At 70.4% G+C, this 13436-nt stretch carries 13 protein-coding genes; 7 read left to right on the forward strand and 6 right to left on the reverse strand.

Annotated features, from left to right (window positions below; genetic code table 11):
- The first annotated feature begins 40 nt into the window (after positions 1-40).
- Positions 41-574 (forward strand): HTH domain-containing protein, encoded by a 534-nt coding sequence (locus HUG12_RS11630; RefSeq protein WP_179268929.1) that lies wholly within the window; start codon positions 41-43, stop codon positions 572-574.
- A gap of 247 nt (positions 575-821) precedes the next feature.
- On the opposite strand, the gene HUG12_RS11635 is transcribed toward HUG12_RS11630, so the two are convergent.
- Positions 822-2003 (reverse strand): NAD(P)/FAD-dependent oxidoreductase, encoded by a 1182-nt coding sequence (locus tag HUG12_RS11635; protein WP_179268930.1) that lies wholly within the window; start codon positions 2001-2003, stop codon positions 822-824.
- A 114-nt stretch (positions 2004-2117) separates the two neighbouring features.
- Positions 2118-2939 (reverse strand): nucleoside phosphorylase, encoded by an 822-nt coding sequence (locus HUG12_RS11640; RefSeq protein WP_179268931.1) that lies wholly within the window; start codon positions 2937-2939, stop codon positions 2118-2120.
- Between the two features lie 176 nt (positions 2940-3115).
- On the opposite strand from HUG12_RS11640, the gene HUG12_RS11645 reads away from it, so the two are divergent.
- Entirely contained in the window at positions 3116-3748 is a 633-nt protein-coding gene (locus HUG12_RS11645; RefSeq protein WP_179268932.1) for a class I SAM-dependent methyltransferase, read from the forward strand.
- 17 nt (positions 3749-3765) lie between these two features.
- Here HUG12_RS11645 and cdd read toward each other — a convergent pair whose 3' ends face one another.
- The gene (gene cdd / locus HUG12_RS11650; RefSeq protein WP_179268933.1) at positions 3766-4233 is read right to left on the reverse strand and encodes a cytidine deaminase; all 468 of its coding nucleotides are present in this window, start codon (positions 4231-4233) and stop codon (positions 3766-3768) included.
- A gap of 121 nt (positions 4234-4354) precedes the next feature.
- Between cdd and HUG12_RS11655 the strand changes: the two genes are divergently transcribed.
- On the forward strand, positions 4355-4735 hold the full coding sequence (locus HUG12_RS11655; RefSeq protein ID WP_179268934.1) for a DUF7520 family protein: 381 nt from the start codon (positions 4355-4357) through the stop codon (positions 4733-4735).
- A gap of 36 nt (positions 4736-4771) precedes the next feature.
- Positions 4772-5080, forward strand: coding sequence for a hypothetical protein (locus tag HUG12_RS11660; RefSeq protein ID WP_179268935.1), 309 nt, complete (start codon positions 4772-4774; stop codon positions 5078-5080).
- Between the two features lie 45 nt (positions 5081-5125).
- Here the strand turns inward: HUG12_RS11660 and HUG12_RS11665 are convergent, their stop codons facing one another.
- The 3 genes from HUG12_RS11665 to HUG12_RS11675 all read right to left on the reverse strand — a co-directional run bounded on the left by HUG12_RS11665 (position 5126) and on the right by HUG12_RS11675 (position 8499).
- Positions 5126-5710 carry a GNAT family N-acetyltransferase gene (locus tag HUG12_RS11665; RefSeq protein ID WP_179268936.1) on the reverse strand — a complete coding sequence of 195 codons (585 nt, stop codon included), beginning with the start codon at positions 5708-5710 and terminating at the stop codon, positions 5126-5128.
- Between the two features lie 102 nt (positions 5711-5812).
- A complete protein-coding gene (locus HUG12_RS11670; RefSeq protein ID WP_179268937.1) occupies positions 5813-6595 on the reverse strand; it encodes an SDR family NAD(P)-dependent oxidoreductase in 783 nt (260 codons plus the stop codon).
- Between the two features lie 293 nt (positions 6596-6888).
- Entirely contained in the window at positions 6889-8499 is a 1611-nt protein-coding gene (locus HUG12_RS11675; protein WP_179268938.1) for a long-chain fatty acid--CoA ligase, read from the reverse strand.
- A gap of 178 nt (positions 8500-8677) precedes the next feature.
- Between HUG12_RS11675 and HUG12_RS11680 the strand changes: the two genes are divergently transcribed.
- From HUG12_RS11680 to HUG12_RS11690, 3 genes are all read left to right on the forward strand, one after another.
- Positions 8678-10702 carry an AMP-binding protein gene (locus HUG12_RS11680; protein ID WP_179268939.1) on the forward strand — a complete coding sequence of 675 codons (2025 nt, stop codon included), beginning with the start codon at positions 8678-8680 and terminating at the stop codon, positions 10700-10702.
- A 222-nt stretch (positions 10703-10924) separates the two neighbouring features.
- Entirely contained in the window at positions 10925-12262 is a 1338-nt protein-coding gene (locus HUG12_RS11685; RefSeq protein ID WP_246308039.1) for an ABC transporter substrate-binding protein, read from the forward strand.
- Between the two features lie 76 nt (positions 12263-12338).
- Complete coding sequence (locus HUG12_RS11690; RefSeq protein ID WP_179268940.1) at positions 12339-13280, forward strand: branched-chain amino acid ABC transporter permease; 942 nt, start codon at positions 12339-12341, stop codon at positions 13278-13280.
- Positions 13281-13436 lie beyond the last annotated feature (156 nt).

Consider the following 13436-nt stretch of genomic DNA (forward strand, 5'->3'; position numbering starts at 1 on the left):
TCCGTGGTTTTATGCACGTTCCGGAACATTGTCCACTTAAATGTCGTCCATCGAACTCACGGACAGTCAGCGGAAGATCCTCAACGAACTCGTGAACATCTTCCGCGAGGAGGAGGACGCCGTAAAGGGCGAGACGATCGCGGAGGCCGTCGGGCGCAACCCCGGCACCATCCGCAACCAGATGCAGAGCCTGAAGGCGCTCCAACTGGTCGAGGGCGTCCCCGGCCCGAAGGGCGGGTACAAGCCGACCGCGAACGCCTTCGAGGCGCTGGACCTCCAGAGCCTCGACGAGCCGGCGGCGACGCCGCTGTTCCACGAGGGCGAGCGGCTGGACAACGTCAACGTCCAGGAGATCAACCTGACGTCGGTCCACCACCCGGAACTGTGCCGCGCGGAGGTCCACCTCCAGGGATCGGTTCTCGACTTCCACGAGGGCGACTCGGTGACCGTCGGCCCGACGCCGCTGTCGAAGCTCTCCATCGAGGGGACCGTCGACGGGAAGGACGAGACCTCGAGCGTGCTCATCCTGAAGATCGTCGGGATGCGCGCGCCGACAGAGGAGCCGGCCCACTGAACGGCCGGCCTCCCGACCGCGGACCCGCGACGACCCGCCCCCTCGACGGGTTCGGACGGCACCCGGCACGGTCGCTCCGCGCGTCCCAACTGCGGCGGCGGCGCGCGGACGTGGAGCGACGACCCCGCTCCGTCCGGCTCGCCCCCGGTTCGGCTCCGGCGACGCCGCTCCCGGAACCGATGTAGCCGAAAATCGCCCGCAATCTACCCCTTCGCCCTGCTCACGGTGACCCCCGTCTCCCCCGCCCTCACATGTCGCTCCACGCGCTGAGCGCCCGCCCGTGCGAGGAGACGGAGCTGATCCAGCGCGCGGCGATCGCCTTCTTCAGCATCTTCGCGCCGGGGCCGCCGAAGGTGTTGATCGGCACGACCGGCACGTCGTGGGCGACCGCCTCGTCACCGACCGAGATGACCGTCCCCTTGTCCTCGTGGTGCCACGAGCGGAGCGGCGCACCGCGGACGGCGCGCGCGAGGTTCTCGCCGGCGACCTCGGCGGCCTGCCAGGCCGCCTGCGCGGTCGGGGGCGCGACCTCGTCGTCGCCCTGGTCAACCAGCGCGGTGTCGCCGATGGCGAACACGCGGTCCGCGCTCGTCTCGAAGGTGGCGTCGGCGAACACGCGGTTGGAGCGTTCGTCCTTCTCCACGTCGACCGCGGCGATCTCCTCCTGGCCGGTGATGCCGCCGGTCCAGAGCAGGACGTCGTAGGCCAGTTCCTCGGACTCCTCGTCCTCGCCGCCGCCGAGGTACACCGTCTCCTCGTCGACCTTCGAGATGAAGTCGCCCGTGAGGATCTCCACGTCCAACTCCTGCAGGCGCTTGCGGAGCGCCCCCTGCACCTCGGGGTCGTTCCCGGGGAACACCTCGTCGAGCCCCTCGACGAGGGTGACGTCGATCGGCGAGCGCGTGTCGTCGCGGTACTCCGCGATCTCGCCCGCCGACTGGATGCCCGAGAGGCCCGCCCCGCCGACGAGCACCTGCGCGGGCTCCATCTCGGTGGCCTCCTCGGCGGCGTCCTCGAGCGCCCGGTGGATCTCGCGGGCGTCGTCGAGTCCCTTCAGCGTGAGCGAGTGCTCGCGGAGCCCCTCGATGCCGTAGAACGCCGTCGCGGAGCCCACCGCGACGAGCAGGTAGTCGTAGTCGACGTCCTCCCCGTCCTCGACCTCGACGGTTCGTTCGTCGGTGTCGACGCCGGTGACCCGCCCCTTCACGAACGTCGTCGCGTCGTCCTTGATCTCGTCGACCGGGATGGCGACCTTCGACTCCACCGCGGGGGTCCGGATGCAGCGGTGGACCTCGTGGAGCACCAGGTGGTAGTCGTGTTCGGAGACCCACGTCAGGTTCGCCTCGCCGGCTTCGATCTCGTCCTCGAACGCCTTCACTGCGCCTGCACCGGCGTAGCCCGAGCCGATGACGACGACGTCCGTACTCATGGACGGCGGTTCCGTGTCGGGGGATAAAGGGGTATTGAAACGGTCTCCGACTGTCAACCGTCCCGAACGAGTTGGACGACGGCCGCCCGACGGATCGCCGACTCCCGCGGCCGCCTACTCCAGCGACAGGCCGGCGTGCCAGCGGTCGACGCCGGCCTCGGCTTTCACCTCGTCCATCCGCGCGAGCAGCGCCGCCGCGAGGCTCGCGCACTCGACGGCCCGCGACTCGCCCTCGGTGCGGAACTCGCCGGTGATCCGGTTCGCGTACACCGTACACACCGCGCCGGCGCGGAGGCCGTACACGTTCGCGATGGTTATGATGGCCGAGGCCTCCATCTCGATGTTCTTCACGTTCGCCTCCCGGAGTTCCTTGACGAGCGAGGCCGCGCCGGCGGCCTCGAACCCCTCGAACCCGGGCCGTCCCTGCCCGGCGTAGAAGGAGTCGGCCGACATCGTCAGTCCGACGTGGTAGTCGTGGTCGAGCCGCTCGGCGGCGGCGACGAGCGCCGAGACGACCTCGTGGTCGGCCGTCGCGGGGTAGTCCTCCCGGACGTACTCCTTGCTCGTCCCCTCCTGGCGGACGCCGCCCGAGGTGACGACGAGGTCGCCCACGTCCATCCCCTCCTGGATGGCCCCGCAGGAGCCGACGCGGATGAAGGTGTCCACGCCGACGCGCGCCAGTTCCTCGACCGCGATGGCCGCCGAGGGCGACCCGATGCCGGTGGAGGTCACCGAGAGCGGCTCGCCGTCGTACGTTCCCGTCGCGGTTCGGTACTCGCGGTGCTGGCCGACCTCCTCGTGCTCGTCCCACAGCGCGGTCACCTTGTCCACGCGCTCCGGGTTGCCGGGCAGAAGCACCGTGTCGGCCACGTCCTCGGGCCCGACCTCGACGTGGTACTGGACGTCGTCGTTCGGGTCCTCGCTCGCGTCGGTCATGCCGCGTGGATTCGGCGACTCGGATGTTAGTCCTTCCGCGTTCCGCTCGCCCGGACGGCGTCACGACGCCCCGGTCGGTGGACCGTACCGCCGAGGTGACCGTCCCGATGGCCCCGTCGGCGCCGCACCGTCGATCCCCGCCCGAGACTTAAGCGGGCGCCGAGAGAACGTACTCCGTGAGCACCCAAGCGGACCCCGGCCTCCCCCCCGAGAACCCCGCGGCGGCCTACGGGTTCGACGCGGCCTACCGTGGGGCGCCCCCGAACTGGGACATCGGCCGCCCGCAGCGGGCGTTCGTCCACCTGGAGGAGGCCGGCCGCATCGGCCGTCGGGTGCTGGAGGTCGGCTGTGGAACCGGCGAACTGTCGCTGTTCCTCGCGCGTCGGGGACACGAGGTGCTCGGCATCGACTTCGCGCCGAGCGCCGTCGCGCAGGCGCGCCTGAAGGCACGCTGGCGCCGGGTTCGGGCGCACTTCCTCGTCTGGGACGCGCTGAAGCTCCCCGAACTCGGCGTCCGCGTCGACGCCGTCGTCGACTCCGCGATGCTCCACTGTCTCGGCGACGACGAGCAGGTTCGCCTGGTGGACGGCCTCGCAGAGGTACTCGACCCCGACGGCTACTACTACCTGCTCTGTGACGCGCGACCGGACGGCGGCCCCAACCACGGGGCGTCGCTCTCCCGGGGTGAGATCCGGAAGCTGTTCGCCGGCCGGGAGTGGGACCTCGAGTTCGTGCTCGACACGGTGTTCGAGCGGCGGGCGTCCTGGAACCCGGCCTACCTCGTCGGCGTCCGCCGGACCGGACGTTGATGCGGGGAGCCGACCGCTCAGTCGTCGGCGTCGCGGGCGGCCTCGGCCGCCTCCAGCGTCTCGAGGCTGATGGCGTTCGGGAGCAGTTCGCCGAGCGTGTACTCGGTCACGCAGTCGCCCTCGTCACAGACGACCGTCGTCGACTCGGCGCCGAACTCCGCGAGCGTCTGCCGGCACATTCCGCAGGGGGTGACGCCGTCGCGGGCGGCCGAGGAGACGGCCACGCGCTCGAACTCGTCGTGGCCGTTCTTCACCGCCTCCGCGATCGCGACCTCCTCGGCGTGCAGCGAGTTGGAGTAGTTCGCGTTCTCGATGTTGCAGCCGACGAAGACGGAGCCGTCGCCGGTCCGGACGGCGGCGCCGACGGCGTACTCCGAGTACGGGACGTACGCGTCCTCGTGCGCCTCGCGCGCCTTCGCCACCAGCGGGTCCGCGGCCGGGGCGCCGGCGTCCGTCCGCGGCTCCGGGTCGTTCGGGTCGGTCATGGCGTCCACCTCGCCCGCGCCGGACCATAAATCCCGCCAGACCGACGCCCGGGGACGCTCCGCCGGACCGAGTCGGGGGCGACCCCGACAGACCCATGTCCGGGGGCGACCAACTCCGGCCGTGAGCGATCCGGGGGCGGGCCACGACGCAACTGGAGGCGGCAGCGGCGCGCCGGGCGCCGGAGACACGCCGGCCGACGACGGCACGGGGGACGGCGACGCGCGACCCGTCGACCGCCACGACGGCCGGGTCGGCGCGGACGCCGACGGCCGACCGTACCTCGCGGGGGCCGGAGCGGCGGTGACGGCGTTCGCCGCTGCGGCGGGATACGTCGTCGCGGCGAACAACGCCGTGGGCACCGTGAGCGTGTTCGGACTGGCGCGGCTTCCGGGAACGTCCGCGGCGATGGCGCTGTACGGCGCCGTCCTGTCGCTGTTCCTGGTGGGGGTCCTGTTCGGACTCGTCACGATCGCCTCCCGCTACGACGACGGGGCCGTCTAGCGGTCGGTTTTTGTGCCCGGGTGGCCCACTGTCGGTATGGTCACGACGCCGGACGGGGGCGCGGCCGCCGACGCCGACGGCGCCGCCGGGGCCGGCAGGGACGGGCCGCGGGAGCCCCCCGCCGGCGTCGACGGGAACCGTCCCGACGAGGCCGGCACGCGGAACCGGAAACGCGGCGTGCTGTCGACGCTCCCGTTCCTCGCCATCGGCCTCGCGGACGTGATACTCCTGCTCCGCTGGGGCATCGAGCCGCTGTGGGGCTTCGCCATCCTCCCGCCGATCCTGTTCTGTTCGGTGCTCGCGTACCTCGTGTTCTCGACGGACTTCCTCGAGGGGCGGACGTAGCGACCGCTCGACGCTCCTCCCGGACGGCGGCTGGCTTCCCCGTTCTCACCGGCCGGTGTCGTACTTGTACGTCGCCTCGTCGGGGTCGATCCCGAAGTCCTCGGCGGTGTCCTCCGGCTCCGGGGCGGGCTCGCCGCCCTGCGGCGAGGCGACCTTGAACGACTCCCGTAGCTCGTCGGGCATCTCGAACCGCTCGCGGTCGAGCGCCAGCGGAACGACGTCGGGGTGGTCCTCGCGAACCGACTCGAGGCGGTCGCGCATCGGGCCCGGGAGCGCGTCCTCGCTCACGCGCTCGAAGCCGAACTGCGTGAGGTACTCCGGCGTCGCCGTGAAGCAGAAGATGACCTCGAAGCCGTCGTCGCCGGCCTCGTCGACCAGGCGTTCGAGCACGTGCGCGCCGACGCCCTGGTCGCGCCAGTCTTCGAGCACCCCGATGCTCGTCAGCTCGCAGAACTCGCCCTCGTCGGTCTTGTGGAGGCGGACGCGGCCGAACCCGGCCCGCTCGTTCGTCCCCTCCTCGACCGCGATGACGTAGTCCCGGGAGCGGAACGAGCCCTCGTCGAGCCCCATGGCTTCGATGTGGTCGAGCAGCCAGACCTCGTCCCGGTTCCTGGCATCGCGGACGTACATACGTATCAGTACGTGGGGGGGTGGAAAGTCGTTTTGGGGCCGCGGGTCCCGCGGGCAGTGCGGCGACGGTCCCCCTCGGCCGAGGGGCCGGTGGCGCCGGGGCTACCGCGCCGTCCAGCCACCGTCGACGGCGAGACACGCGCCGGTGACGTACGACGCCGCCTCGGAGGCGAGGAAGACGACCGGCCCGGCGACCTCCTCCGGTTCGGCGAACCGGCCGAGCGGGGTGCGTCCCAGGACCGACTCCCGGAGGTCGTCGTCCGCGGCGACACCCTCGGTCAGGTCGGTGAGCACGTAGCCGGGTGCGACCGCGTTCACCCGGACGTCGGGCGCCCAGTCGAGCGCCATGCTCCGCGTGACGCCGACGAGCCCGTGTTTCGAGGCGACGTACGGGTGCTGGCGCGGCAGGCCGACGAGTCCGCCGACGCTGGCGACGTTCACGAGCGACCCTCCGCCGTCGGCCCGGAGCGCCGGGGCCGCCGCCCGGGCACACCGGAGCGCCCCCTCCAGGTTCACGTCCAGCACCGACCGGATCCCCTCCTCGGTCGTCGATTCGGGGAGTCCGAGCGCCCCGTCTGGGTTGACGCCGGCGTCGTTCACGACGACGTCCAGCCGACCGAACTCCGCCTCGACGGCCGCCATCAGCCCGTCGACCGCCTCGGGGTCGGTCACGTCCGTCGGCCGGGCGAGCGAGTCCACTCCCTCGGCTTCGACGGCAGAAACCGCGTCCTTGACGTCCTCCGGCGTCCGGGAGGTGGGCACCACGTCCGCACCCGCCCGGGCCAGACCGAGAGCGACCGCCCTGCCGATCCCACGCGTGCCGCCGGTCACGACGGAGACCCGGTCCGACAGGTCGAGCGCCGATACCGGGTCGAATTGGTCCATGCGGACGGGTGCGTGCGAGCTGACTTACTCCTTGCCGTCGTGAGCAGGGGAGACGATCGTACCCGATGGGGTTGTGGTGTCGTGGAACGGGGGATGACTGCGAAAGCCACCGCGACTCTCGACTCGGGGGACCGCGTCCGCGCTTGCCCTCGGGCACACACCTCGGAAGTCGTTATTTCCCCGCTCGCGTGTCCCTCGGTCGCTCGCCGCGCGTCCGGTTCCCGCTCCGGCGTCCGGATCGGCCGCGCGACACGTCGATGAACCGAATCGGACCCCGCAGTGAGAAACGCCGCTCAGTACTCCTCGGGGGCGTGCGGCGTGGGAGCGTCAGCCAGTTCCTTGCGCAGCGCCTTCTTGTCGAACTTCCCGGTCGCGGTCTTCGGGATCGACTCACGGACGTGAACGTCGTCGGGGAGCCACCAGCGCGGGAACGACCCCGAGAGGTGGTCCCGGAGTTCCCCCTCGTCGACCGCGCCGGAGGTGACGACGGCGGCGACGGGCCGTTCACGCCACCGATCGTGCGGAACCGCGACGACCGCGGCCTGGACCACGTCGTCGTGTTCCATCAGGGCGTTCTCCAGGCGGATGCTGGAGATCCACTCGCCGCCGGACTTGATCACGTCCTTCGCGCGGTCGACGATCTCGAAGTAACCCTCCTCGTCGACGGTCGCGATGTCGCCCGTCCTGAGCCAGCCGTCCTCGAAGCTCTCCTCGGTGGCCTCGGGCCGGTCGTAGTACTCGTCCACGACGGTCGGCCCGCGCACCCGGAGTTCGCCGAAGGACTCCCCGTCCCACGGCACGTCCTCGCCGTCGTCGTCGACGACGGACATCTCCAGGCCGGGCGAGAGGAGCCCCTGTTTGGCCCGGAGGTCCAGTTCCCCGTCGCCGTCGAGATCCATCCCCCGCTTGGGTCGGGAGATCGAGGCGATGGACATCGTCTCGGTCATCCCCCAGGCGTGGTCGACGGTCACGTCGTACTCCTCGGCGTACCGGCGCATGACCCCCTTCGGCGCCGCCGACCCGCCGACGACGATGCGCTCCAGCGACGAGAAGTCCACGTCGTTCCGGTCGGCGTACTCCAGCAGGTCGATGAACACGGTCGGGACGCCCGCCGTCAGCGTCACCCCCTCCGATTCGACGAGGGACGCGAGCGTCTCGGTGTCGGGCGAGGGGCCGGGGTACACCTGTTTCGCCCCCGCGACGGTGGCTGCGTACGGGAAGTTCCACGAGTTGACGTGGTACATCGGCACGACGTGCATGACGACGTCCGACTGGCCGATGCCGATCGCGGAGGGGGTCTGGACCATCATCGCGTGGGCGTGCATCATCGCCTGCGTGTACTCGACCCCCTTCGGCGTCCCGGTCGTGCCCGAGGTGTAGCACATCCCGGCCGGCGCGTCGGGGTCGACGTCCGGCCACTCCTCGACGGGGTCGGCCCCCACGAGGAGTTCGTCGTAGGCGCGGACGGGCAGGTCGCTCTCGGGGGCCTCCTCGTCCATGACGACGACGTGCTCGACGGAGTCGAAGCGCTCGAACAGTCGCTCGACCGTCTCGAACGGCTCGCCAGGGTCGACGAGGAGCACGTCGTCGGCCGCGTCCCCGACGATGAACTCCACGTCGTCGTCCGGGAGGACGACGTTGATCGTGTGCAACTGTGCGCCGAGGAGCGGCGGCGCGTAGTACGCCTCCATGTGCCGGTGGGTGTTCCAGCCGAACGTCCCGACCCGATCGCCCGGTTCCACGCCCAAGTCGCGGAGCGCTCCGGCGAGCCGTGCGACCCGGTCGCCGAACGCCGCGTAGTCGTGGCGCGTCCGGCCGCCCCTCGTCCGGGAGACGATCTCCTGCTCGGGGAACAGCGTCGTCGCCCGCCAGTAGAACGGGCGGAGTGTCTGTCCGCGTGTCATGGTCGAACGGTGTCGCGTGGTGCCAAATGACTTTCCACGACGAGCCCGGTCGTCCGGTCCTCGCGACGCCCCCCTCCGCCCCGCTCGGGCGATCTCCGCGACACCCGTTCGCTCCGACCTCCCTTCCCGCCCGGGACTCGCAAACCTACTTATCCCCACACGAAAATTCCTGCACGAGATGACGCCCACGGAGGTCGGCACGGACGAGGTGGTCCACGAACCGGACGAAGCCTTCGCGGAGGCCACCAACGTCCGCGAGTTCATGCGCGCGTACGGCATCGACGACTACGACGAACTCATCCAGCGCACCTGCCACGGGATCGAGGGCGTCGAGGCGTCGGGCGTCGACTGGTTCTGGGACGAACTCGTCGACTACCTGGGTGTCGAGTTCTACGAACCCTACGAGGCCGTCCGGGACGACACGGACGGCCCGCAGTTCTCCGACTGGTACCCCGGCGGGGAACTCAACGTCGCGCACAACGTCCTCGACCGCCACGCCGCACTCGACTCGCCCGCCCGCAACAGTGTGGCGTGCATCTGGGAGGGCGAACCGGGCGACGAGCGCCACGTCACCTACCACGACCTCCACCGGCAGGCCAACCGGGTGGCGAACTACCTCGAATCGGTCGGGATCGAAACGGGGGACACCGTCGGCCTGTACATGGCGATGGTGCCCGAGGTCATCTCCATCCTGTACGGCTGTTTCAAGGTCGGCGCGATCGCGGTACCCATCTTCTCGGGCTTCGGCGTCGACGCGACCGCCACGAGGATCGACGACTCGGAGTGCTCGGTGCTGTTCACGGGCGACGGCTTCCACCGCCGCGGGGGCGAGGTCACCCTGAAGGACACCGCCGACGAGGCCATCGCACAGGCCGGCCACGTCGAGCACACGGTGGTGTACGACCGGTTCGGAACTCGGGACGGAGCCGACGGGAACGGCGTCGACGTCCCCTGGGACGGGGACCGCGACGAGTGGTGGGTCGACGCCGTGGAACCGCAGTCCAGCGCGTACGACACCAAGTCGCTTCCGTCGAACCAGGAGTCGATGCTGCTGTACTCCTCGGGCACCACGGGGACCCCGAAGGGCATCGTGCACACCCACGCGGGCGTGCAGTTGCAGTGCGCGAAGGAACTGTACTTCGGCTTCGACCACAAGCCCGAGGACCGCTTCTTCTGGGTGAGCGACATCGGCTGGATGATGGGCCCGTGGACGCTCATCGGCAACCACACGTTCGGCGGCACGATCGTCATGTACGAGGGCGCGCCCGACCACCCCGGACCGGACCGCTTCTGGGACGTGATCGAACGGCACGGCATCACCGCGTTCGGCATCTCCCCGACCGCCATCCGCGCGCTCCGCAAGCACGGCGACGCGCACGTCCACGAACACGACCTGTCGAGCCTCCGCCTGCTCGGGTCGACCGGCGAGCCCTGGGACCCCGAGTCCTGGCTGTGGTTCTACGAGAACGTCGGCGGCGGCGAGTGCCCGATCATCAACATCTCGGGCGGCACCGAGATCTGCGGCTGCTTCCTCATGCCGATGCCGGACCAGCCGCTGAAACCCTGCACGCTCGGCGGGCCGGGGCTGGGGATGGACGTCGACGTCGTGGACGTGGAGGGCAACTCCATCGCGGACTCCCACGAGCGGGGCTACCTCGTCGCGCGCGACTCCTGCCCGTCGATGACCAGGAGCCTGTGGTCGGGCGACGAGCGGTACCTGCGGGAGTACTGGTCGACGTTCCGGGACCCCCCGCTGTGGAACCACGGCGACTGGGCCCAGAAGGACGAGGACGGCTTCTGGTTCCTCCACGGCCGTGCGGACGACGCGCTCAACGTCGCGGGCCGGAAGATCGGGCCGGCCGAGATCGAGGGCGTGCTCATCGACCACGACGCGGTGAACCAGGCGGCCGCAGTCGGGGTCCCCGACGAGACGACCGGTACCGCGGTCGTCGCCTACGTCGTGCTGGAGGACGGGGTCGACCCGAGCGAGGACCTCCGGGGCGAACTCACGACGCTGGTGGGCGCAGAGCACGGCAAGCCGTTCCGGCCCCGCGAGATCCTGTTCGTCGAGGAGTTCCCGAAGACGCAGTCGGGCAAGATCATCCGGCGGGCGATCTCGGCGGTCCACGAGGGCGAGGACCCGGGCGACCTCTCCTCGATGGAGAACCCGGAGGCGCTCGAGAGCCTGAAGGACGCGCGGTGAACCGGCCGACCGGACCCGTCGGATTTGCGGGCCGACGGGCCGCCGGCACGGGAACTGCGCGAGGGCCGGAATCGCCGATCCGGCCCGCCGGTTTACACGTCAACCTGCGGTTATTCGGGAACCTGGACCGTCGGTAACGATCGTGACAGTTGGGACCACGGCCGACGCGACCGAACACACGGCCGTGCGCCCGGTCGGAGACGTCACGGAGACGACGAACCCATGAGCCAGGACACACCGACGGACGAACGAAACGGCGGCATGAACAGGCGAACGATGCTGGCGGCGGCCGGCGGGACGGCCGTCGCGACGGCGCTCGCCGGCTGTAGCACGCTGCTCGGCGGCTCCCAGAGCGACGTCGAGGGGGAGGCCGACGTCCCGGACGAGCCGATCCAGGCCGGCCTGCAGACGTTCACCGAGGGTGCGGCGGCGGTCCTCGGCCTCCAGGCCCAGCACGGCGCCGAACTCGCGGTCCGGCGGATCAACGACGCCGGCGGCATCGCCGGCCGGGAGATGGAACTCGACACGGTCCACGAGGCCGACGCCCACGTCGAGAACTACACGCAGTTCGTCGACGAGGGCAAGGACGTCACCTTCGGCCCCATCTCCAGCGGCGGGCACGCGGCGATGGCCCCGGAGGTCGAGTCCCAGGGCGTGGTCAACGTCTCGACGGACGGGACGGTCACGACGCTGTACGAGGGGACGGTCGAGGACCCCACCTACTCGTTCCGCTTCCAGAACTACGACGTGATGGAGTGTGTCACGGCCGCCCGCGAGGCGGTCTCGCGCGTGGGCGCCGACGAGATCGACACCATCGCCGGCATCAACCCGAACTACGCGTTCGGCCAGGACGAGTGGAAGTTCTTCGAACTCGCGATGAACCAGCTCGTCGACGGCGGCGTCGACTCCGTCTACGAGGGGTTCCCGGACCTCGGGGCGACGGACATGGCCACCCACATCACAGAGATCAACAACGTCCAGCCGGACGTGACCTTCTCCAGCCAGTGGGGCGGCGACGTGACGACGATGATGAACCAGGCGTCGGCCAACGGCATGTTCGGGAACACCCAGCTCGTCGGCAGCGTCCTCTACAGCGCGGTCGACGAACTCGAACGGAACGTCGTCGAGGAGGCCGACGCGATCTCCGGGTCGCGAAACTGGTACTGGGGGTTCCCGGACCGCTCGCGCTGGGCGCCCAACGACGACACGTTCGGGGCCGCACGGGACGAGTGGGACATCGTCCCCACCGCCCACTTCATGAGCGGCTACGGGGCGGTCACCGCCTGGGCGACCGCGGTCGCGAAACTGGTCGACGTCATCGGCGGCTGGCCGAGCCAGGACCAGATCGCGCGCGGACTCGAGGGACACGGCTTCTACACGCCGGCCGGCTACCACGTCATGAGCGCCGGCCACCAGGGCAAGTCCAACGCGTTCTCGGGCCGGATGGCCTGGTCGGAGGAAGTCGGCGCCGCGGTGCTGGAGGACGTGAACGCCTACGCGCCCCAGGAGGTGTCGCCGCCGGAGGGGACGACCGCGGAGGAGTGGGTGAACGGCTGGTGAGCCGGCTGGACCCCCCGGAACCGCACGATCGCCGGTGGTACCGATAACGACCGTCACCGTTCCCAACCATCCTCACATGCAGATAGAACTCGCAAACCTGCTCACGCACACGCTCAACGGGATCCAGTACGGGTTCATCCTGTTTCTCATCGCCTCGGGGCTGACCGTCATCCTGGGCATCCTGGACGTGTTGAACCTCGCACACGGGGAACTGTTCGCGCTCGGCGCCTACGTCGCCTTCTCGGTGTTCGGCTACGTCTCGGGCGTCGTCGTGGCCCCCGAGGGTCCGGTCCAGCTCGGCCTGTACCTCGGGCTCGCGCTCGTGGCCGCCGTCGTCGCCGCGCTCGTGCTCGTGCCGGTCGGCGCGATCGTCGAGTCCGTGTTCCTCAGGCCGCTCTACGAGCGGGACGAGGTGTACCAGCTCGTGTTGACGTTCGGGCTCCTGTTGATCATCAAGGACTTCAACAAGCTCGCCTGGGGCCCGACGCCCGTTCGCGCCCAGAACGTGTACAGCGGCATCAACCGGATCCCGGCCGCGGAACTGGTCGGCCTGAACTTCCCGACGTACAAGCTCGTCATCATCGCGGTCGGCGCGGTCGTCGTGGTCGCGCTGTTCTGGTTCTTCGACCGGACGCGGACCGGGCGGCTCATCCGCGCGACCGCGATCGACCGGGAGATGGCGACCGCCATCGGCGTCAGCCCGGACCGGACGTTCACGCTCGTGTTCGCGCTCGGCGCGTTCCTCGCGGGCTTTGCCGGCGCCATCGCGCTCCCGCAGAGCACGGCGAACCTGGCGATGGGGACGAACCCGCTCGTGCTCTCGTTCGTCGTCATCGTCATCGGCGGGCTGGGCAGCCTTCGCGGCGCGTTCGTCGCCGCCATGCTCGTCGGCGTGCTCAGCCGCTGGGCGATCTGGCAGTACCCGCCGGCGGAGCTGGCCGCCCCGTTCGCCATCATGATCCTCGTCCTGCTCGTCAAACCCGACGGGCTGTTCGGAACGTGGGGTGAGACGGCGTGAGCGAGGACGGATCGGCCGACGCGGGCCGGACCCCCGAGCACCGACGGGCCGCAGATGACGGCCCCGTCGAGCGGTCGGCCGCTGAGCGGGAGGCCCGCACCCGGTCCCGCGAGGGGCGGCTTCCCGGGCTGGTCACCCGCGACGGCAGCCGGTACG

Source organism: Halorarum salinum (assembly GCF_013402875.1).
Taxonomy (GTDB): domain Archaea; phylum Halobacteriota; class Halobacteria; order Halobacteriales; family Haloferacaceae; genus Halorarum; species Halorarum salinum.

Coding starts and splice junctions, on each gene's coding strand:
- HUG12_RS11630 (WP_179268929.1), top strand. CDS start 41: ATGTCGTCCATCGAACTCACGGACAGTCAGCGGAAGATCCTCAACGAA.
- HUG12_RS11635 (WP_179268930.1), bottom strand. CDS start 2,003: ATGAGTACGGACGTCGTCGTCATCGGCTCGGGCTACGCCGGTGCAGGC.
- HUG12_RS11640 (WP_179268931.1), bottom strand. CDS start 2,939: ATGACCGACGCGAGCGAGGACCCGAACGACGACGTCCAGTACCACGTC.
- cdd (WP_179268933.1), bottom strand. CDS start 4,233: ATGACCGACCCGAACGACCCGGAGCCGCGGACGGACGCCGGCGCCCCG.
- HUG12_RS11660 (WP_179268935.1), top strand. CDS start 4,772: ATGGTCACGACGCCGGACGGGGGCGCGGCCGCCGACGCCGACGGCGCC.
- HUG12_RS11665 (WP_179268936.1), bottom strand. CDS start 5,710: ATGTACGTCCGCGATGCCAGGAACCGGGACGAGGTCTGGCTGCTCGAC.
- HUG12_RS11670 (WP_179268937.1), bottom strand. CDS start 6,595: ATGGACCAATTCGACCCGGTATCGGCGCTCGACCTGTCGGACCGGGTC.
- HUG12_RS11675 (WP_179268938.1), bottom strand. CDS start 8,499: ATGACACGCGGACAGACACTCCGCCCGTTCTACTGGCGGGCGACGACG.
- HUG12_RS11680 (WP_179268939.1), top strand. CDS start 8,678: ATGACGCCCACGGAGGTCGGCACGGACGAGGTGGTCCACGAACCGGAC.
- HUG12_RS11685 (WP_246308039.1), top strand. CDS start 10,925: ATGAGCCAGGACACACCGACGGACGAACGAAACGGCGGCATGAACAGG.
- HUG12_RS11690 (WP_179268940.1), top strand. CDS start 12,339: ATGCAGATAGAACTCGCAAACCTGCTCACGCACACGCTCAACGGGATC.